Genomic DNA, 20,850 nt, shown 5'->3' on the forward strand with positions numbered 1-20,850 from the left:
AGGACACCCAGTTGACCGAGCTTGCTATCGGGCCGGTTTTCCAAGCCGTTGACGGGTCTGCCATTCAGGGTCTAGCCAGTAGTCAGCATTAGATTGTGCAAGAAGCGGTTTGGCCAGTATATGATCGGATGCTTTTTCGGCCACCATAATGGTGGGCGCGTTCAGGTTTCCATTGGTAATCGTCGGGAAAATAGAAGAATCCACAACCCGTAGATTTTGAATGCCCTTAACCGAACAATCAGGGTCTAGAACGGCCATAGGGTCGTTGTCTGCCCCCATTTTACAGGTGCAGGACGGGTGATAGGCGCTTTCGACATTTTCCCGAACCCACTGATCTATTTCTTCATCGCTGTTGATGCTGTCACCGGGCTGGATTTCTTCGCCCCGATATTCATCCAATGCAGGTTGCGTCAATATTTCTCGGCTTAATCGAATAACTTTGCGCCAGTCTTCAATATCCTTCTTTTCGGTCAGGTAATTAAAGCGAATTTCGGGTGTGTCTTCGGCTTTGTCCGACGTGATCATGACAGAGCCCCGGCTTTTCGGTTTATTGGGACCCACATGCACCTGGTAGCCATGCCCATCGAAGGCCGTGCGGCCATCATATCGCATGGCAGCAGGCAGAAAGTGATATTGAATGTCTGGCCATTTCTGGCCCGCGTCAGAGCGAATGAACCCGCAGGATTCAAAGTGATTTGTCGCGCCTAGGCCGGTTTTAAACAACAACCATCTCGCGCCAATCAGACCCTTGGAAAGCGGATTTAAACGGCTGTTCAGGGTAATCGGTTTTTTGCATCTGAACTGAAAATACACTTCCAGATGATCTTGCAGATTTTGGCCGACGCCAGGCAGATCATGGATAGGATCGACCCCTGCTTTTTTCAAATCCTCTGCCGGGCCGATCCCCGAGCGTTGCAGCAGTGTCGGTGATCCTATGGAGCCCGCAGACAGGATGACTTCTTTCGTGGCACTCAGGATCTTTCGTGTGCCGGACTGGGAGATTTCAACGCCCGTCGCCCGTTTATTGTCCATCACAACTTTATGCGCAAGGCACTGCGTTAGGATGGTCAGGTTCGGGCGCTTTTTCGCGGCTTTCAAATAAGTTTGTGCGGTCGATGCCCGTTTCCCATTTCCAACGGTCATGTGCATCTGGCCAAAACCTTCCTGCTGTTGACCATTATAATCAGGTGTTGCGGGATATCCTGCTTCAACACCGGCGTCGATAAATGCTTTGTAAAGGGGGTTCATGGACATGTTGTTCCCCTTATTTGTCTTTAACGGACCATCTTGCCCACGATATGGGTCAGCGCCGTCAATCCAGTCTTCTGCCCGTTTGAAATAGGGGAGGGTATCGGCATATCCCCAACCATCTGCACCCGCTTCTTTCCATTCCTCGAAATCGCATGCATGACCCCGAACGTAAACCATACCATTGATCGACGACGAGCCGCCAAGGACCTTGCCCCGCGGGCAATCCAGTTTGCGGCCCTTGAGACCTGGTTCTTCCACTGTTTCAAAGCCCCAGTTGAACCGGTCCATATTCATGGGGATGGAAAGGGCCGTAGGCATGCTTATAAAAATGCTGCTGTCTGAACCGCCAAACTCGATTAGGCACACAGAATTATTAGGGTCCTCGCTTAATCGGTTTGCAAGAACGCAGCCGGCGGAACCCGCACCAACAACAATGTAATCATACGTCATGCCCGGGTCCTTCAACAGCTGCCAGGATATGTAAATCAAGAGAATGTTCAATTAGTGAACGGGCATAATCGCCATCTGCTTTGCCCATTCGAAGGGCCTGCCGGATATAAAATCCGTCAATCAGGCTAGCGACGATTTCGGCAATAGGCCCAGCCTGTTCCCCTGTTAATTTTTTCAGATCATACAATAGATTGGACCTTAGCCTGCGGACATAAACCTGCAACAACTTCTGTGCCTCGATATTTTCCTGCGCATGTGCATAGAAAATAAGCCAGGCTGTAATATTTTCCTGACTGAACTGGCATTGATTGAGGCTGGCTGCAATGATCGCGGACAGTCGGCCGCGAGGGGTCGTTGTTGACCGCAGCGCATGGTTCACCTGCCCTCGAAACTCCGTCAGTAAAAATCGGAGCGCAGCAAGGATCATCTGGTTTTTATTACCAAAATAATGATGCGCCAGACCTGATGAAACACCAGCATGTCGGGCGACGTCACTAACCCGAATGTCGATTGTTCCTTTGTCCTGAATTGTATGAAGCGTTGCGGAAATAAGGCTTTTCTTCCGGAAATCTTCAACTCCGACTTTAGGCATGATATTCCTTAAGTGGCTGAAAACTAGTATTTCTATGATGTATTTTTTATACTTTTTTTTTGATTAACTGGTCAATCAATAAAACATTGATTTTGGCGAGTGAATATGTTGGCATAAGGGAACAGGGTATAAATGAAATGAGACGCATCTTCGCTGATAGACACTGATCTTGGATTTTGCTGAAGACATGCACCATCTGTATCGCAAGACCGATACGGAATAAAACTGACCTCAAGGGGGCTGCTAAATGAATACAACACTGAAAACATCCATATTTGTTGCTGGCTTTACCGCGTTATCTGCATCTGCCTATGCAGATTGCTCAACTGTGCGTTTTTCCGATGTTGGCTGGACCGACATCACTGCAACGACAGCAACCGCGTCGACTGTCCTTCAGGGACTTGGTTATGAAACCGATGTCAAAGTATTGTCTGTTCCGGTGACATATACATCCCTTGCAAACGGCGATATTGATATTTTCCTTGGGAATTGGATGCCGACAATGGAAGCAGATATCAAGCCCTATCGGGATGCTGGCACAGTCGAGACCGTTGCCCGAAATCTGGAAGGTGCCAAATATACGCTCGCCGTTCCGAAATACACGTACGATGCGGGACTTAAATCTTTTGCTGACATTGGAAAATTCAAAGATCAGCTGGACGGTAAAATCTACGGTATTGAGCCCGGTAACGATGGGAACCGTCTTATCCAGGATATGATCAAAGAAAAATCCATGGGGCTAGATGGTTTTAAGGTGGTTGAATCATCAGAACAGGGAATGCTGTCTCAGGTGGCGCGCGCCAAGAAGAAAAAGGAACATGTAGTTTTCCTTGGCTGGGAGCCGCACCCAATGAACGCGAATTTCGAAATGGCTTATCTTTCGGGGGGCGATGATTACTTTGGTCCAAATTTTGGGGGTGCCGAAGTTTTTACAAATACGCGTAAAGGATATTCAGAAGAATGCAAAAATGTCGGCATGCTTCTTAAAAATCTTGAATTCAGCCTGAAGCTCGAAAACGAGATCATGGGCGCCATTCTAAATGATGATGAAGACCCGGAAAAAGCCGCGAAAGCGTGGATTAAGAAAAATCCAGAGGTCCTTGATAAGTGGCTTGCCGGAGTCAAAACCCTCGACGGAAAAGAGGGCCTTGCCGCTGTTAAAGCAAGCTTGGGTCTATAATTTATGCGTTAAAGGCCGGTTTGACCGGCCTTTACCTTTTGGGGTGATAGAATGGACTGGTTGACCGAAGAGAAAATTCCGATCGGCAAGTGGGCCAAGGCCTTCGTGAATTTTCTAACTGAAAATGGTGCTTGGTTTTTTGATGGACTGGCCTTCGCACTTGAAGGCTTTATTGAAGGAATTCTTTTTATCCTTCAAGGTCCGCACCCCTTTATTATTGTGGGCGTAACGGTTGCCTTGTCATGGTATTTACGCCGCTCGGTCGGATTTTCAATTTTTGTCCTTCTTGGAATGTTGTTGATTATCAATCAGGGCTATTGGGAAGAAACCACGGAGACATTGGCGTTGGTCCTGGGTTCTACCTTTGTGTGCATGCTATTGGGGATACCGCTTGGCATTTATGCAGCACGAAAGCCTTGGTTCTATTCGGCAATCAGACCTGTTTTGGATCTGATGCAAACCATTCCCACCTTTGTTTATCTCATTCCCGCGCTCATTCTGTTTGGTTTAGGGATGGTACCGGGATTGATTGCAACCGTAATTTTTGCCTTGCCAGCGCCTATTCGACTGACACAGTTGGGTATCTCAAGTACGCCGCCTGATCTTAAGGAAGCCGGTGTTGCGTTCGGCGGCAGTCATTGGGCGGTTCTTTGGAAAATTGAAATTCCCTATGCGTTACCACAAATCCGCGCCGGTATTACACAAACAATCATGTTGTCTCTTTCAATGGTTGTGATTGCAGCATTGGTTGGCGCCGACGGTCTTGGTGTCCCCACGTTGCGCGCCCTTAATCAGGTGAATATCGCAAAAGGCTTTGAGGTTGGTGTGGCTATCGTATTGGTTGCCATTATTCTGGATCGGCTGATCCGTTCATCGAAGGATTAATCCAGATGGATATTGCAGTTCAATTTGACGATGTCTCTGTGATTTTTGGTCACGATACGGGCCCTGCGCTCGATCTTGCCAATGCCGGTAAAGAACGCGAGGAAATCGAACAGCAAACAGGCAATGTCTTGGGCGTTTCTGGTTGCACGCTGTCTGTAGAACGCGGCGAGATTGTTGTGTTGATGGGACTGTCCGGATCCGGAAAATCGACGTTGCTGCGGACAGTAAATGGGCTTAATCCTATCACTGATGGAAATGTTCAAGTCCATAATGGCGATGAACTGATTGACATCGGCCGTGCGGATAAACAGCATCTACAGCACTTGCGCCGCGATATTGTGTCTATGGTCTTTCAGAATTTTGCGCTTCTACCCTGGCGGACGGTCGCGGAAAATGTTGGTCTGGGGTTGGAACTTTCCGGCCTTTCCAAGAAAGAGCGTGCGGCAAAAGTGGATCATCAGCTGGAGCTCGTCGGCTTGTCCGACTGGAAAGATCGCAAAATAACCGAATTGTCTGGAGGGATGCGTCAACGTGTGGGTCTGGCCCGTGCTTTTGTGACGGAAGCGCCCATTCTTTTGATGGATGAACCTTTTAGTGCGTTGGACCCCCTTATTCGGGCGCATTTGCAAGATGAATTGCTGGATCTTCAGCAGCGATCTCAAAGAACGATTTTGTTTGTCAGTCATGATCTTGATGAAGCCATGAAAATCGGAAATAAAATAGCGATAATGAAAGGTGGGCGAATTGTTCAGTTCGGGACCCCACAGGAAATTGTTCTGAAGCCGGCGGATGACTATGTGAAAGACTTCGTTGCTCACATGAACCCGATGAACGTTCTGAGAGCAAAGGATGTGATGCGTCCCCAGACACCGGCGTCGATTGTAGAGGATGATGGGACAACGGTGTCCGTTGATACTCCCTTACAGGCCCTTGTTAGCCGTATGGAAGGGGATCTTGAGACAGTTCAAGTGGTTGAAGGTCAGCAGGCCGTTGGTAGCATTTCACCGCAGGATGTATTTAAAGCCCTGGCCCGATAATGGTCATCGAACCTTAAAGGACGGTGATGTGATTGTCCCATTGAAAGCGGAGTTGCTCAGTGGTTCTATGAATGAGCTTACCGCGCCCCGTGGACATAAGAAAGCCTGATCCCATTGGGGCCAATCCACAGATATCGCTTTCAGAATAACCGGGTTCAAAAGAATTTTCCTGTTCGTTCCAAATTAAAACCCGATTGCCCTTCGGTGCGGAAAAAGCAATTTTTGATCCCTGACCACTGACGGCGACCGAGCCAATATATTGCTTTATGCCCGGCCCGAGGGATCGCGGCAGGACAAGGGGTTCCAGCACAGAGGATGCTAGTTCAAGTTTGAATAAAAGCGGTACGTCATCGACCAGCGGTCCCTGATATTGTCCGCCAACCCAAATTGTTCCTTGATGGTCTTCAGCAAAATGCCGAAGAGACACCTGCCGTAATACAGGATCCAGGACGACCTGGTTGACCAGATCGCCATTTGGCAGGTCCAATATGGTCAGGGATGGGCTCATGTCTGGCAGATTTAATTTTTGCCGGGGATAATCCGGATGGGTCAGAATACCGCCATTCGCAATAATAAGCCTTTTTCCATCGTTGGAGCATCTGATTTCATGGGGGCCAATGCCACCGCTCTGCCATTCTCCAAGGCGGTTAAACCTGTCTTGCGCATCATAAATGCCGATCACGCCGGTTTCATTGTTAAAATCATTCTCGGCTGCGTACAGAAATTTTCCATCTTTGGAAAATGCCCCATGCCCATAAAAATGACGCCCTTTCGCTGACTGAATAACGGTTATTGGGGATGCAGTTTCAGCCGCGTAGGCGACGGCGAATTGATCTGGTCTTCGCGCAAATGTTATAAGGGTGTTCGACTGCCTGCAATAGGCGGCCCCATGAGCCCGGCCTGGCAAAGGAACAGCGCGCAAAATCCGTGCATTCTGGTCCAACAGAACAGAATAATAACCACCATCTTCGTCTTTCCCAGCTAACACGAAAGCAGGGGCATCCGCAGCCATCACGGAGCCTGTAAAAAACGGGCTGGCGACTGACGCATAGATAAATTGCCGTCTGTTAATCTCCATCAAGTGAGTTAAACCCCATCGTGATCCCCAGAGCCTCAGGATAGTATTCAGACAAAATATTTTGAGCCCCGCCTATCGGATTTTGTAGATAAACAAGTTTTTCGTAGGCTACGCGATTTTGAAGAATATGGGATATGGGCCCATATTGTTTAATCACCTTTAGCATCTTAAGGGCTTGAGAAAGTTCGAATTTCAACGATGAAACCTGACCCTTTTCATCTTTCGGAAGTAGGACTTGCATGTTTGATAGGGTTTGTAATTCTGCAACGGATTGAAGGTTTGCAATAAGGGTTGGGATGGTCATATTACTGCGCCAGAACGGAGCCGGTTTATGCGTGGCGCCGTCAAAACCCTTCTTTAGCATCGGTTGGATTTTGCGCATCTCTACAATCTGCAAGATTTCGTTGGAATATTGAAGCAAGTCCCGAATAACCTCTTTTGAGGATTTATAGATCGGGTTTGCTGGGCCCGGATTGCTTAGGATGGACGGATAGCTCGCGTGTTCCTGCCATGCGTCTTTTAGAAAGGTTGCATTCTGTTCAATCACTTTGGCGATGGCTAGACCATATGAACATCGATAGGGGTTACTGTCCGATTTTAACAGCGTTTCGGCTCCTTTTCCAAACAGCACATATTCCAAGGCTGTTAAACCTTGGACGGCCACGCTTTTCCCGATTAGATTTTCCGGGATCAGATCCTGATTATCTTCTTGCAATAAAATGGTTTTGATCTGTCTCAATCCGCGGGATCGCCTGTCTGGCCAGAAAAACAACCTTTCCTGTCTGTTGTCAACGCGGGCGGGACCAAACCGATACAGTTCCACTTTAGACCAAGCGATGAGAAGCCTTCTAAAATCAGATTGGGCGTTTTCCAGATTGGCGATTGTTTTTTGGGTGCAGAGCGATTGCAGGCGGGAAACCTGTAATCGGGACGCTGTTTGCAGGTGCGTATAGCCTGGCAAAATGGCCTTCGAAATTGCATTCTGAATAACGGTTTTATACAATTTTTCCTGCGCTTGTGCAGGGCTTATGGTCAGGCTGAGCGGTATGGCGAAAAGGCCAATCGCGATTGCTTTTTTCCAAAACAACATGTTGCCTTCCTTATAAGGAATTCAGAAAGAAAAGAAGAGCTTCCCGATTTTCCTGATCCAGACCAACAACTGCATCCCGCGACGATTGCGCTTCTCCGCCATGCCAGAGAACAGCTTCCAGCAGGTTTCTTGCCCGTCCATCATGCAAAAAGAAAGTATGCCCGTTTACCGTTTCTGTCAGACCAATTCCCCATAAAGGGGCGGTTCGCCATTCAGATCCCGAGGAGCTACCAACAGGACGTTGGTCAGAAAGGCCTGGACCCATATCGTGTAATAACATGTCCGTATAGGGCCATATAAGTTGAAAACGAAGCTCTTTTTGCGGGGCATCTCGGCGAGTCACGTATTTAGGGGTATGACAGGCGGTACAGCCGGCTGAATAGAATATCTCCTTGCCTTTCAATGCCTTGGTGTCGTTGACATTGCGCCTTTTTGGAACAGCGAGGTTACGAGCGTAAAAGGCGACAAGTTCCAAAACCGGGTCGGGGGCTTCGGTATCTCCCAGCCGGCTTTGTACACCGGTTGGCAAGTTAAGGCAGTCTGGCTGATTGGCGGTACAATCCCCATGATGACGGGGGGCCATCGGGCTTGAAATGCCCATATCCCCAGCGAAGGCATTGGCCGATTGCAAAAGAACCGTCGGAGTTGACGCTTTCCAACCAAATAGCCCGAGTTTTTTCTCTTCGCTTTCGGGGTCAAATACTTCACTGAAGCGACCAGAGATCCCATCCCCATCGTGATCTTCAGGATCTGCCTGAGATTTGATGTCCATGGGATGAATGGCTTCCAGAAGACCCAACCCGATCATTTGCGGTGCAATGCGCGGCGATAAAAGAACGTCGTTTGAAAGATCCCCAAATCCCAGATCCGTTACCGAATAAACAGGCTTTCTTAACGAGACAACGGTTCCATCACCCAGCTCGACCGGAACTTCTGTATACTGGATAACCATTTTACCTTCTGCCTTCAGACCGGAGACTGCAAAATCCTGTAGCTGTCCACCATAGGTGGGCTCTGGAATAAGCGCTTTCCGCCCAGTTGCTATATCGGCTTTTTCCTGTTCTGTTTTGGGGGGAACTGATAGCCGCAGAAACATGGAAGTGGCGTGATCAGATGCATTTTCGGGTGGATGACCGCGTCCATCCTTTAAATGACAACGTTGGCAGGAACGCGCATTGAAAAGGGGACCTAAACCATCAGATGCCTGTGTCGATGACGGGGATGATACCCATATTTTACGAAACAGGCCGTTCCCCAGTTTGAAGGTTCTTTGGCCTTCAAAATCAAGATTTGCAGAGCTTTGCGAAAAGGCATTTGAGGATGGACGAGCGGTATCGGTTGCGGCCCCTGCAGAATTTTCCTCGAAAGTTTCGGCGTTTTGGAAATCATTTGTGGGGCGGGTCACTGACAAAACGCGTATTTGATCTTTCTGTGACAGATCCGTCCGGTGGCTGTTTGCTGGCGCGGCGGCTACAGAATGAGCCAACAATAAAGCAAGAGTGGTCCCGACACCTAACATTCCAAATTTTACAGGTTTCATTGTCTATACTCAGAATGAACAAAGGGGGCATACGCCCCCTCAGATATTATTGGAAAACAGAGGAAGGTTTATCCAGACTATCGGACCCTTCAATTTCAATGGCTTTTAACCCTAATGTTGATACAGCCCGCTCGATGGATCGCGTCTGATCAATCAAACCGTCAATCGCAGCTTGAACAACAGCATTTCCGGCGGCATTTCCTTCACCGATCATTTGATCATAGGCTTCGATGCTTTCTGCGCGGGATTTTAACCGGGCCATGGCAGAGACTGTTTGATCCAGTTTTGCCAAAAGGTCGGCATTTACAGTTGCATCCTGAGCCTCTACCAAATCAGCAACAGAGGCACCTGAAACAACGCGGCCATCGATGCGCTTATAATGTCCGGTATAGACATTGCGAATGCCAACCTGATCGAAATAGTGGGAGTTATGGGTGTTGTCGGAAAAACAATCATGTTCTTCTTCCGGGTCTCCCAGCAATAAGCCAAGCTTCATGCGTTCGCCGGCAAGTTCGCCATAGGAAAGAGACCCCATTCCGGTAAATATAGTGGCAATTCCGGCATCGTTATTTTTCAAAAGATGCGCCCGTGCCACTCCATTTTCTGACCAGTTGGCCTGCATTTCTTTCAGGTCATTTATCAACAATGTCGTGGCAGATGTTAGATATTGAATGCGCCGTTCGCAATTCCCGCCGGTACAATTTTCAAGGTCAAAATCTGTTGCCGGGCGGGCACCTGCGCCAGCGCCTGTTCCGTTCGTATCCTGTCCCCATAATAAAAATTCGATCGCGTGATATCCGGTTGCGACATTCGCTTCTACGTCTTCAGCTTCGTGCAGTGTTTCTGCCAGAAATTGCGGGGTGATCAGGGAGGCATCTACCGTTTTCCCGTTGACGGAAAGTATTTTGTTGGCGATCACATTCATTGTGTATAGCTGATTGGAATCCGCTTCGGTTCCATAAGATTGATCAACATAATCGATCAATCCTTCATCCAAAGGCCATGCATTAACGCGACCCTCCCAATCGTCAACAATCGGGTTACCAAAACGATAGGCTTCACTTTGCTGATAAGGCATCCGCGCCGTAATCCAGGCCGCTTTAGCGGCGTTGAGGGTTGCACTGGACGGATTTGCAATAAGGGCGTGAATGCTGGCCTCCAATGCCTTGGCCGTTGTCACGCTGTCTTCAAAAATGGCATGCGCAATATTTGAATAGGTTTCTAACACGGCGTCTTTGGAGACCGTATCGGCGGAAGCTGTATTGGTGGCCATAAATAAAGCAGCTGAAATCGCCAATAGCGAGTGCTTTGTTTTGCGAAGTGAAAACATGGATATCCCGTTGGAAAGTAATCAATGTGGAGAAAGGCATCGCCAAAAGCAGCATATACCTTATTGAAGGCACCTTATTACTAATAAGAATGATTATCAATATCAAAAGTGAACTTTTTTAAGACTGATCTTTTGGCGGCTTACCACAAACGCAAATAATCGTTGAACGTCCGCCCCGGAGTCGGGTGAAACAGGGTTTCCAGTCGTGTAAGCTCTTGAATTAAGTCCACCCGAAAATTCCGGAAATCTTGTTTGTTTTCACACCAGGCGCACAGAAGCCATGCGTCGTCAAAAAAGGTTAATCCCAAGGGCCAAACTGTTCTTCGACTATGAACGCCTTTGAGGGATTTGTAGTGAAGGTCCAGTTTGTTTCTGTTCCTAAGGGCTGTACGGATGTCGGTAAGGTATGAAAATTGTTGGGGTTTTTCCTCTTTTTCTCGGGAGTAAGCCCAAAAGGGATCATTTTCGAATTGACCTTTCATTTGCTCGGGAAGGGCGTCTGCAATTTTCGCGGATGCACTTTTCGCTGCATTGCTCAGGTTAGCGTCTGAGCGGGCGGTCACCAGATGGATGCCCAGTGACAGCGCATCCAGTTCGTCTGTGTCGAAATGCAGGGGCGGCAGAAAATAACCTTTTTCGATCTGATATCCAAGACCGCTCTCGCCTCTAATCGGTGCGCCTAATTCCTGAAGTGTGGCGATATCTCTGTAAATGGTTCGTGTGGAGACCCCAAACTTTTGTCCAAGGCTTTGAGCTGAAATGGGCAGCCGCAGGGTTCGAAGAAGATCCAGAATTTTAAAAAGTCTCGTTAAGCGCATATCCAATACTGACATAAATTGTCAGGGTGTACATCTATTAAATTCGGCACCGATTAATAACGAGATCCATTAAAGGAGACCCTTGGATGCTGAATAAGAATTTAACTGATTATTCCGTTTTTGGTTTTGCAAAATTTAAAATGAATGAAACCGCGACGACTGAGAAAATGCTGGAAGCCTCTCTGCAATGGCAGCGATCATTTTTGGGACCAATTGACGGAGTCGGGTTTCATTCCCTGCTGTCCAATATGAAAGGCGAGTTTGCGGATATCATTTTTTTCGAAAACCAATCGGCTTTTGAGCGAATGCACGAGCAATATTCCGAAGCGGATAGTTCGCGCGCATTGTTATCACTAATTAATCCGGAAAGCATTGTTCTTCGGTCTGGTAAGATCCTCCAAGATGGGTTTCAGCCCCCTGAAACATTTGGATGTATCGAAGTTGGTTTTATGACTGTAGAAAACAAGAAGCTCATTGGTCAGCCGCAGGTTTTGGCTCAATCAGAACGAATGGAGAGCGCGTATTTGTCGAAAACCCCCAATACACTCAGTCATGTAATTGGACAAACAAGCGACGTTGATTTTTGTGAGATTACCTTCGGCCATTCTTTGGCGGAAACCAGAGAAGTTTGTTTTGGATATTTGAAAAATGATCAGTGCCTCGGTTTTCTTCAGTTGTTTGATGAAAAACACAGTGAATTCGATTTTTGGGTTCCTGTCGCCTGACCATTTTTGTCGCCTTGCACTATGCCTTTGATCGGGCCAGTGCAAGGCGCTGAGTGGGTCTGAGTCGTTTGCCGATATTTTGTTATATTAACGTTATCGTAATTAAGCAAAAATAAACTGGACGAGCAAATTTTCTATTTTAATCAACTTTGATTGGCACTTTGCGACACCCTTGGGAGGGTTGATTGTGACGGTATCTGAGGTCCCCGAATATGAAGAACAGCGTTTGGAGGTTCTCCAGGAATTGGGATTGCTGGATACTGTTCACGAGGAAGGGTTTGATCGCTTAACAAGAATTGCAAAAAAATATTTTGATGTCCCTATTGTCCTTGTAAGTCTTGTAGATGAAAACCGCCTTTGGTTCAAATCGTGTCAGGGAATTGATGTGCATCAGGTTGGGCGTGCAGGTTCGCTGTGTGCAGAAGCCATTTTGAGTGACGACATTCTTTATGTGCGCGATACGGAACTGGATCCACGTTTCAAAGGCAGGAGGTTTGTTCTTGGGTCGTCAATAATACGATTTTATGCTGGCTATCCTTTACAAGTGGGCGGGGGGCTGACCGTCGGGACACTTTGTTTGATGGATACGAAGCCTCGCACGTTTACAAGTGACGAATTGATTGCTCTCAACGATTTTGGTGCCAGCGTTGAACAGCAACTTCACCAGTCCAGATTACAAAATGATGCAAAGTTTCTTGTCTCGCAAACGTCGCGGTTAAATACGCTTCTGGATACAATTGCAGATGGTATTATTACCGTTGGTGAAAAGGGGGACATCGAGAGCTTCAACGTTAGAGTTGGCAAGATATTCGGGTATGAGACATATGAATTGGAAACCATGAATTTCAATCAGCTGATGCCGGATCTGGGGCACGGCGGTTGGAATGGATTTATCGAAATATTTTTTGGTGAAACACGACAGAATGAACGGGAAGCCCTTAAGGAATTAAGGGGCCGCCGCAAGGATGGCACATTATTTCCTATGGACCTCGTGGTTCGCAAAATGGAAGTGGACGGAAGGCAGCTTTACACGGGCATCATTCGGGATGTAACACAAAGAAAAGCGGACGAAGATGCACTGCGGTTTGGCCGGGAAATACTCGAAACAACCAAAGAAAATGTGCCCGTCGGCTTAACGGTTTTCAATGCTGATCTGGAACTGACCGTTGTTAACAAACTCGCCCAGAATATGCTTAACCTGCCCGGCGAAATGCTTAGAGTTGGCGTCAGCTTTGAGGATTGCCTCGGGTATCTTGTCGGGCGGGAGGATTTCGGTAAATTTGACCAGCGGGATAGTTTCGAGAAACAGTTGGAATTTGCCCGCAACCCCCATGCAACAAGCTTTATAAGTAACTTTGGAACCGATCATCAGATTGAGGTGTCCACGCGTGCCATGCCCGGCGGTGGGTTTGTGTCTACTTACATGGATATTACGGATCGGCTAAGGAATGCGGAAAAACTGGAAAGCCTGTTGCTGCAGGCCAATACTGCCAATCTGGCGAAAACAGATTTTTTATCAACGATTAGTCATGAAATCAGGACACCCTTAAACGGTGTTATCGGTGTAGCACGTATGCTGGGGGATACGAGGCTGGATGAAGAGCAAATGAACATGCTGGATACCATTTTACGATCCGGTAATGTGCTGCTTGATCTGATCAACGACGTTTTAGATATGAGTAAAATCGAGGCGGGTGTGTTGCAGGTTGAATGTATTTCGTTTGATCTTTTGGAGGCCATTCAGACGGTAAAGTCCCCCTTCGAATTTTTGGCGAGTGAAAAAAATATTGAGTTTAACACTGAAATTTCAACAAATATTGCCCCCCACTTCAAGTCTGATCCAACCCGTATCCGTCAGATCATAATGAATTTGTTGAGTAACGCCTTTAAATTTACAGAGGCAGGTTGTGTGACGTTGAGCGTCTCTGTAGAACCCGGAGGGGAAGAAAACAGGCAAAACATACAGATACTGGTTTCAGATACGGGCGTTGGTATTCCTGCCAATCGACAGTCTGCAATTTTTGACTCTTTTTCTCAGGTCGATAATTCGGTTGCCCGGAAATTCGGAGGAACAGGTTTAGGCCTGACAATTATAAAAAAACTAATTGGAATATTGGGGGGGCAAATCCGCCTTGAAAGTAAAGAAGGAGAGGGGAGCAAGTTTTATGTCCAGCTTCCCTTGGAAATCTGTACTGAGGAACCGTCTGAACGAGTACTGGGTGACGAGGGACTGGCAGACACGCCTTCCAGATCGGATACGCCGCTTCATATTCTGATTGCCGAAGACAATGATGTTAATTTGACGATTTTGGAAGCATCTTTAACAAAGCTGGGACATAGTTTTGAGGCGACAGAAAATGGGAAGCTTGCTGTTGAAAAAATGGAATCCGGTCATTTTGATCTCGTTCTGATGGACGTTCATATGCCTGAAATGGATGGAATTGAAGCAACCAAGAAGATACGGGCGTTAAAGAAGGGCGCGTATATTCCGATCGTGGGCTTAACAGCAGAAGCCTTCGCTGAACGCCATGCTTTATTCCGCGAAATCGGAATGAATGACGTTCTGACAAAGCCTTTTACAGAAATACAGTTGCACGATATCATCTCGCGAAACAGGCATGATACTGCGGGCGCGCCAGTCCAGCAGGATAAGATCGAGAGCGGCCGTACCGTCGATGATGTGGGAGACCCTGAATTGTTCGAAGCAACGTTAAGAGACCCGATCGGAAGTGATGAGAATATGAGTGACTTTCAAGGGCAACTTGGGACGGATGTTGTGACAATGCTCCTTGAGAAGGCGCCAAACTCTATAAATAAAGAGCTTGTTAGTCTCAAGGAAGGTCTATCTAGTCGTGATACTGAGCGGGTGGGAAGAGCGGCCCATACGATAAAAGGGGTGGCGAGTTCTCTTTGTGCCGTGCGTCTGGCCAATCAGGCTCAACTTATTGAAGGTCAGCCCGGCGACTGGGATGAAATATCTGGTTCCTTATCGTCTTTTGAGAGGACCATTCAGGAAACGGTTCGTTGGTGGGAAAGTACAAAAGAGGTTTAAGGCTTTGCTGAAGGGCCGTCTTTGGGTTTCTGCGGCGTCAATGAAAATTGCGTCCTTTCGGCATGACGTTTGACGATCGAGGATGGCGCCACAGATTTGGCTTTTCCAGACTTTTCTTGATGTCGGGTTGCGGGATGTTCCCTTCTTCGGTCAATGTGGCCAGTTGTGCACTCATATCGTTGATTTGATCGGCTATGATATGAATTACATTCTGTTCCATCTGAATCTCTCCTCTAATCAGCAGGAGGCGGCTTGAAAGGACAATGCGGCGATATTGTTCAAATTTCTTCGGCCATATAATGACATTTGAGGTGCCTGTTTCATCTTCCAATGTCATAAAGATTACACCTGCCGCCGTTCCGGGGCGCTGACGGACCAGAACCAGCCCGGCGATTTCAATTTTTCGGCCGGATTTACAATGGGGCAAATCTGATGCTTTTAAGACCCTTCGTTGATCAAACAGGGGCCGCAGGAAAGAAACCGGATGCGCTTTTAAAGACAGACGCAGGCTTGCGTAATCTTCCACCACATGTTGTCCAAGTGGCATTGTCGGAAGCTGCATTTCAACTTCATTCTGGAGTTCAGAGGCCGCATCATGAGCGGCCGCAAACAAGGGAAGTTCTTCCAAAGCCGCGCGTCGTCCCGAATAACCACCTAACCCCTTAACAGCCCAAAGCGCTTCCCGCCGGTCCAGACCAATGGAACGAAAGGCATCTGCATGGGCCAGATCTTCCAGAGATTTCATATCAATTCCTGTACGGAAATATAAATCCCGTACACTGTCATAACCGGTCCCGCGCTGATCTGCAATGGCGAGGGCCGCGGCTTTTTTTAGGCCGCTTACCTGCCGAAACCCTAAACGCAATGGATGGAATTTGTCGGAGCGATCCGGTGTTTCCAGCGTGTAATCCCAATCGCTTTCGTTCACATCGACAGGCAACGCTTTACCGCCATGACTTAAAAAATCCCGGATAATGCTGGAGGCGGAATAAAAGCCCATTGGTTGTGAATTTAACAGGGCGGCGGCGAATATATCGGGGTAATGACATTTAAGCCAGGCTGATGCATAGGCCAGCAAGGCGAAACTTGCTGAATGACTTTCAGGAAAGCCATAGTCGCTAAACCCCTCAATCTGTTTGAAGCACAGTTCGGCGAAGTGCGGATCATATTGCTTATTGATCATGCCATTGATAAACCGTTCTCGAAAGTTGCCAATATCGCCTGTTTTTTTGAAGGTTGCCATGGCCCGGCGCAACTGATCTGCTTCAGATGCGGTAAAACCAGCACCGACCATCGCGATTTTCATGGCCTGCTCTTGAAATAACGGAACGCCTTTCGTTTTCTCAAGGACGGCTTTTAATTCTTCCGATGGATACTCAACCGGTTCAAGTCCCTGTCGGCGGCGCAGGTAGGGATGAACCATTTCCCCTTGGATTGGTCCGGGCCGGACAATGGCAATTTCGATAACCAGATCATAGAAGTTTTCAGGCCGTAATCTGGGAAGCATGGACATCTGGGCCCGGCTTTCGATTTGGAAAACACCAATGGTATCGGCCTTTTGGATCATTTTGTAGGTTGAGGGATCATTCCTTGGGATATGGGCAAGTTGCATGGGCTTATGATAGTGCTGTTCCAGCAAATCAAAGGATTTGCGAAGGCATGTGAGCATTCCCAGTGATAAAACATCAATTTTCAGGATACCAAGGGCATCCAGATCATCCTTATCCCATTCAACAACGGTTCTGTTTTCCATCGCAGCATTGGAGATGGGGGATAGTTCATCCAAAGGACCACGGGTAATGACAAACCCTCCGACATGCTGTGATAGATGCCGGGGAAAGCCGATCAACAATTGTGTGAGTTTCAAAATCTGGTTTAGAGTAGGATCTGAAGCGGCAAGCCCGCTTTCTGTAACCTGATGGTCCTGAATACCGGACGAGCTGCGTCCCCAGACGCTTGCGGCTAATGAGCTGACCGCATCGTCCGACAACCCCATGACTTTGCCAACTTCACGAATGGCACTACGAGATCGATAGGTGATTACAGTGGCCGCCAGTCCTGCCCGGTGCCGCCCGTATTTGGCATAAATATACTGAATGACCTCTTCGCGCCGTTCGTGCTCAAAATCGACATCAATATCAGGGGGCTCATCGCGCTCTGCCGAGATGAAACGTTCAAAAAGAAGATCGATTTCGGCAGGATTAACGGCTGTAATGCCAAGGCAGTAGCAGATCGTGGAATTTGCGGCCGACCCGCGTCCCTGACAAAGGATGGGCGGTGTTAAGGAACGGGCGTATCGAACTATGTCATAGACCGTCAGAAAGTAAGGCGCGTATTTTAGCTGATCGATCAGCGTCAATTCATATTCAATGGCTTTTTTTACTTTTTGAGGAATGCCATCAGGAAACCGTTCTTTTGCACCAATCCAGCTTAACCGCGATAATTCTGCCTGCGGGGTCAGGCTTTCGCCGTTCGGCTCTTCCGGATACTGATACGCCAATTCATCCATTGAAAAGGTGCATTTTTCAGCAATCAAGTGACTGCGCTGAACAGCCACTTCAAATCCGGAAAATAGCCGATACATTTCTGAAGCTTTTTTGAGATATCTCTCTGCATTCGCCTGGAGCCGAAAACCGGCCTGCTGAATTGTGCAATGATTACGAATACAGGTCAGAACATCCTGCAAGGGGCGCCGGTTGGGAATATGATACAGAATATCATTTGTTGCGACCATGGAGCAATTATACTGATCAGATAATGCCGATAGATGTTCCAGCCTTTCTTGGTCTTTCCCGGAGAATAACCGCGATAAGGAGAGGTTGGCTTGTTCAGGAAACAGGGTGCAAAACTCTGACAGCTGTTCTTCAAATGCCGGTGTCAGAATAGCTGGGGGCATAACCACAAAAACCTGATCTTTAGAGAAGTGTGTTAGATCAGATAAAAATAAATGACATTCGCCTTTTTTCGCCCTGCGGTTTCCAAGGGTTAGAAGGCGGGTCAGTCGGCTATAGGCTCCTTTGTTCTTTGGAAAACACAGGCATTCAAAACCGTTCATGAAGACCAGTCGAACCCCGACAATCAGCCGTATCCCCATATCTTTAGCGGCAATATGAGCTCGAACAATGCCTGCCAATGTATTGCGGTCCGTTATGGCAAGCGCCGTATGTCCAAGGGTTGCAGCGGTCAGAACCAGTTCGTGTGGATGGGAGCCGCCCCTTAGAAAACTGAAATTGCTGGTGACGGCCAGCTCAACATAGCGGGCAGTGCCGGGGGAAATTGTCATTATGGAAACAGCCCTTGCATATACCAGCGGGGGCGATCGTCGGTTCGTTCATACAGGCCATCCCTGTATAACCAGAAACGGTGCCCCAAGGCATTTTCAACACGATAATAATCGCGTGTTTTGAGCCCGGAAAGAGGGTTTCCAACATCCCACCATTCTGGCGCAAGACGTTCCGGTCCTTCAGCGCGGGTAATATGATGATGCAGGCGGCGCCACTTGAACTGAAGGGGTGGGCCATCCGGGACTTCTGCAATAACAGTAATAGGTTCCGCTGGGGAAAACAGCAGAAAAGGACGTGGGGAGTGAGGCGGCTCCCAGGCGGGTGATTTTTTCTGTGACGACAGGGTTGTGACCGGACAAAAGCGAACGGATTTTTCGGGAATATAGCTTTCAAAAGGAATAAAACGGGTAATACGGTTGAAGCCCAAACGGTTTCCAAAGCGATCCAAAAGTGTGGCAAGATCGGTTTCTACATCAACCGGGGATGTTGTTGTTGAAGCCGAAAGCGAGGATTGTTGATCGGGCATAAATTCGGTTTTCAAGGCTGACATGCAGATCAGGTCAATACCGAAACCGGTATCCAGATCGTCATGAAGGGTCGCAATTTTTTCCCGAAAAAGCAGGGTAATATGGGCGGCTTCCTGACACAGACTGCTTGTTTGAACGTTTAGCGTTTCCAGATGTCCATCCACGCGAAAAATCAGGACATTTAGCAGCCGGGCGCCTTCCTGACGCGTTTTTAAAAGCTCTTCAATCTGGCGTGCTAAAATTTCAATGGTGGCCTCCACAGCCGCCAGATGCTGGACAGGTTCGACCAAAGGATGCCGCACTGTATAGGTGGGGGGAACAGAAAGTGGGTTGAACGTTTCAGGCGTGGCCCCTGTTGCCTGTTGCAGATGCCGTATAAGATCGGGGCCAAACCGGCTGGTGAGCGGAGCGTGCGGGGCCCTGATCAGGTGACCAATTTTCCGTAATCCCAGTTGATTAAGGCGCTGTATCTGAGCTTTTGGCAGTCTCAAGGCGCCAAGCGGCAAGGGGGATAAAAAGGCAATATGATCCCCCGATTGGACAAGGGTTTGATTTTCCCGTCCATAACGCGCAGCGGCCCATGCCGCACCGATGGTATCGGCAGCCCCTGTTTTGCAGGTTAATCCAAAACCTGACAGACGATTTTCGATTTCCAGAAACATGGCTTTTTCGCCCCCAAAAAGATGGGCACATCCGGTGATATCCAGAGCAATACCATCAGGCGGATGGAGGGTCACCAAAGGGCTGTAGCGCAGGCACCATAAGGTCAGACGATGCAGTGCTGAAAGGTCGTCTTCTGGTGTGGCTTGGCGTGTTTCAAGCGATGGGTACAGAGCCCGCGCATCTGTTAAGGACATATCAGGATGCACGCCCATTTTCTCGGCCGCCTCATTGACGGCTGTAATTTGAACGGTGTTCCCAACCTGCGTGGTGAAGGCAAAGGGGGAAGGGCCGGCTGTTTTATCGGAACGCGCTGATCTTGTAGATGTCCGCCTCTGTGCTTGCGGGGAGGTCAGGTGCTGTCGTTCGGTCGGCCAACGGGGCAGCCAAACGGAAAGAAAACGTCTCATGGTCCCATTCCAGTTCCCAAAGATTGGGACGGCCCCGTTTGCAACGGGTGAGTGCCACCTGCCAGCGCGGGCGGGAAAATCCGGGCATTTTTGCATTGGTAAAAAAAAAGGGCTGGCTGGGGCGGGTTGCGATGGACCAGCGGGTTGCGGCTGCGGTTGCCCCGCGGCCTTTTAAATGGTGGTTGGCCAAATGGTGACGGATCAGAAATAATGTTCCTTTATGACGGGCTGCGCGCAGTGAAAGGCGCCGGCTCGCTGTAAAATCATATAATTTCTCAGGCTGATTCAGGGCGGCAATCAATAAGGGGCACGCGGGGCAGGAAAGGGCTTCTTCCAGAACCCACAGCATCTCTCGCTCATTCTGAACATCGATATGCAGGATTTTATCCGGTGAAAGACCAAGGGCGGGCAATCCAGGCGGAAAGAGCCGGGGCGGGTGATCCAGTCCCCGCCCCAGGCTACACCAAAGCACAGGAAGGTTGTGTGCTTTGGAAAGGCGCTCTACCAATCCTGCGGCAAATCCAAGGGCTGCTGGAAAATCCGTATGGTTCTGAGGAACAATTTCATGAATAACCCCATGTTCTAACCCGGCATCTGGCAAAGCATCATCAAGGGCAGATAACCCCAAAGAGGTTGTTGCCGGACTTTTTTCCTTTTTTTGGACATCAGAACAGCGTTCAAGAGCGCGCAGGCTCTTTTTTAGGTCTGTTTTTTGATGCTGTGAAAAAGGGGGCATTAAAATCTGTCTTCTGTTTTGGTGTTTGTTCTGGGTAATAATAAAATAGAACAAAAAGAGAACATTTCAAGAAAAAAGAACAGATGAACAATTAGGGTTTTCCGTAGAAAGATGATTTTTTTTGTTAAAAAACGTGACAATATAAGGGGTGCAGGCTTGCCTGTAATTTCTCAAAAAAAGAAACAGGGGGCGTGTCGGTAAGATC

At 48.3% G+C, this 20,850-nt stretch carries 15 protein-coding genes; 5 read left to right on the plus strand and 10 right to left on the minus strand.

The genetic code is table 11. From position 1 onward, the window contains the following. Nucleotides 1–24 precede the first annotated feature (24 nt). Together betA and betI are read right to left on the minus strand one after the other, a co-directional pair. Complete coding sequence (gene betA, locus ACJAYR_RS08960; RefSeq protein WP_415236287.1) at nucleotides 25–1,701, minus strand: choline dehydrogenase; 1,677 nt, start codon at nucleotides 1,699–1,701, stop codon at nucleotides 25–27. Then, a complete protein-coding gene (betI, locus tag ACJAYR_RS08965; protein ID WP_415236288.1) occupies nucleotides 1,691–2,293 on the minus strand; it encodes a transcriptional regulator BetI in 603 nt (200 codons plus the stop codon). The genes betA and betI overlap by 11 nt, the downstream gene beginning before the upstream one ends. A 247-nt stretch (nucleotides 2,294–2,540) precedes the next feature. Between betI and ACJAYR_RS08970 the strand changes: the two genes are divergently transcribed. Genes ACJAYR_RS08970 through choV form a run of 3 tightly spaced genes read left to right on the plus strand, consistent with a single transcriptional unit; the run spans nucleotide 2,541 to nucleotide 5,395 of the window. After that, nucleotides 2,541–3,473, plus strand: coding sequence for a choline ABC transporter substrate-binding protein (locus ACJAYR_RS08970; RefSeq protein WP_415236289.1), 933 nt, complete (start codon nucleotides 2,541–2,543; stop codon nucleotides 3,471–3,473). A gap of 51 nt (nucleotides 3,474–3,524) precedes the next feature. Next, a complete protein-coding gene (choW, locus tag ACJAYR_RS08975; RefSeq protein WP_415236290.1) occupies nucleotides 3,525–4,358 on the plus strand; it encodes a choline ABC transporter permease subunit in 834 nt (277 codons plus the stop codon). A 5-nt stretch (nucleotides 4,359–4,363) separates the two neighbouring features. Further along, nucleotides 4,364–5,395, plus strand: coding sequence for a choline ABC transporter ATP-binding protein (choV, locus tag ACJAYR_RS08980; RefSeq protein ID WP_415236291.1), 1,032 nt, complete (start codon nucleotides 4,364–4,366; stop codon nucleotides 5,393–5,395). A 13-nt stretch (nucleotides 5,396–5,408) separates the two neighbouring features. Here the strand turns inward: choV and ACJAYR_RS08985 are convergent, their stop codons facing one another. The 5 genes from ACJAYR_RS08985 to ACJAYR_RS09005 all read right to left on the minus strand — a co-directional run bounded on the left by ACJAYR_RS08985 (nucleotide 5,409) and on the right by ACJAYR_RS09005 (nucleotide 11,266). After that, the gene (locus ACJAYR_RS08985) at nucleotides 5,409–6,473 is read right to left on the minus strand and encodes a DUF1513 domain-containing protein (protein WP_415236292.1); all 1,065 of its coding nucleotides are present in this window, start codon (nucleotides 6,471–6,473) and stop codon (nucleotides 5,409–5,411) included. Continuing rightward, nucleotides 6,463–7,563: an imelysin family protein gene (locus ACJAYR_RS08990; protein WP_415236293.1), complete on the minus strand. Its 1,101-nt coding sequence runs from the start codon at nucleotides 7,561–7,563 to the stop codon at nucleotides 6,463–6,465. The genes ACJAYR_RS08985 and ACJAYR_RS08990 overlap by 11 nt, the downstream gene beginning before the upstream one ends. A gap of 10 nt (nucleotides 7,564–7,573) precedes the next feature. After that, nucleotides 7,574–9,103 carry a di-heme oxidoredictase family protein gene (locus tag ACJAYR_RS08995; RefSeq protein ID WP_415236294.1) on the minus strand — a complete coding sequence of 510 codons (1,530 nt, stop codon included), beginning with the start codon at nucleotides 9,101–9,103 and terminating at the stop codon, nucleotides 7,574–7,576. A gap of 46 nt (nucleotides 9,104–9,149) precedes the next feature. Beyond that, nucleotides 9,150–10,433, minus strand: coding sequence for an imelysin family protein (locus ACJAYR_RS09000; RefSeq protein ID WP_415236295.1), 1,284 nt, complete (start codon nucleotides 10,431–10,433; stop codon nucleotides 9,150–9,152). Between the two features lie 140 nt (nucleotides 10,434–10,573). Then, a complete protein-coding gene (locus ACJAYR_RS09005) occupies nucleotides 10,574–11,266 on the minus strand; it encodes a helix-turn-helix transcriptional regulator (protein WP_415236296.1) in 693 nt (230 codons plus the stop codon). 71 nt (nucleotides 11,267–11,337) lie between these two features. Here ACJAYR_RS09005 and ACJAYR_RS09010 point away from each other — a divergent pair, with 71 nt between their 5' ends. Continuing rightward, a complete protein-coding gene (locus tag ACJAYR_RS09010) occupies nucleotides 11,338–11,976 on the plus strand; it encodes a hypothetical protein (protein WP_415236297.1) in 639 nt (212 codons plus the stop codon). Nucleotides 11,977–12,163: 187 nt separating this feature from the next. Further along, nucleotides 12,164–15,028, plus strand: a complete 2,865-nt coding sequence (locus ACJAYR_RS09015) for an ATP-binding protein (RefSeq protein WP_415236298.1) — start codon at nucleotides 12,164–12,166, stop codon at nucleotides 15,026–15,028. 37 nt (nucleotides 15,029–15,065) lie between these two features. On the opposite strand, the gene ACJAYR_RS09020 is transcribed toward ACJAYR_RS09015, so the two are convergent. The 3 genes from ACJAYR_RS09020 to ACJAYR_RS09030 are packed head-to-tail and all read right to left on the minus strand — an operon-like array spanning nucleotide 15,066 to nucleotide 20,645. Beyond that, nucleotides 15,066–18,311 (minus strand): error-prone DNA polymerase, encoded by a 3,246-nt coding sequence (locus ACJAYR_RS09020; protein WP_415236299.1) that lies wholly within the window; start codon nucleotides 18,309–18,311, stop codon nucleotides 15,066–15,068. Further along, on the minus strand, nucleotides 18,311–19,909 hold the full coding sequence (locus ACJAYR_RS09025) for a Y-family DNA polymerase (protein WP_415236300.1): 1,599 nt from the start codon (nucleotides 19,907–19,909) through the stop codon (nucleotides 18,311–18,313). The genes ACJAYR_RS09020 and ACJAYR_RS09025 overlap by 1 nt, the downstream gene beginning before the upstream one ends. After that, on the minus strand, nucleotides 19,800–20,645 hold the full coding sequence (locus ACJAYR_RS09030; protein ID WP_415236301.1) for an ImuA family protein: 846 nt from the start codon (nucleotides 20,643–20,645) through the stop codon (nucleotides 19,800–19,802). Before ACJAYR_RS09030 ends, ACJAYR_RS09025 begins: the two co-directional genes overlap by 110 nt. Between the last annotated feature and the right edge of the window lie 205 nt (nucleotides 20,646–20,850).

This window comes from Sneathiella sp., from assembly GCF_047631475.1.
Classification (GTDB): domain Bacteria; phylum Pseudomonadota; class Alphaproteobacteria; order Sneathiellales; family Sneathiellaceae; genus Sneathiella.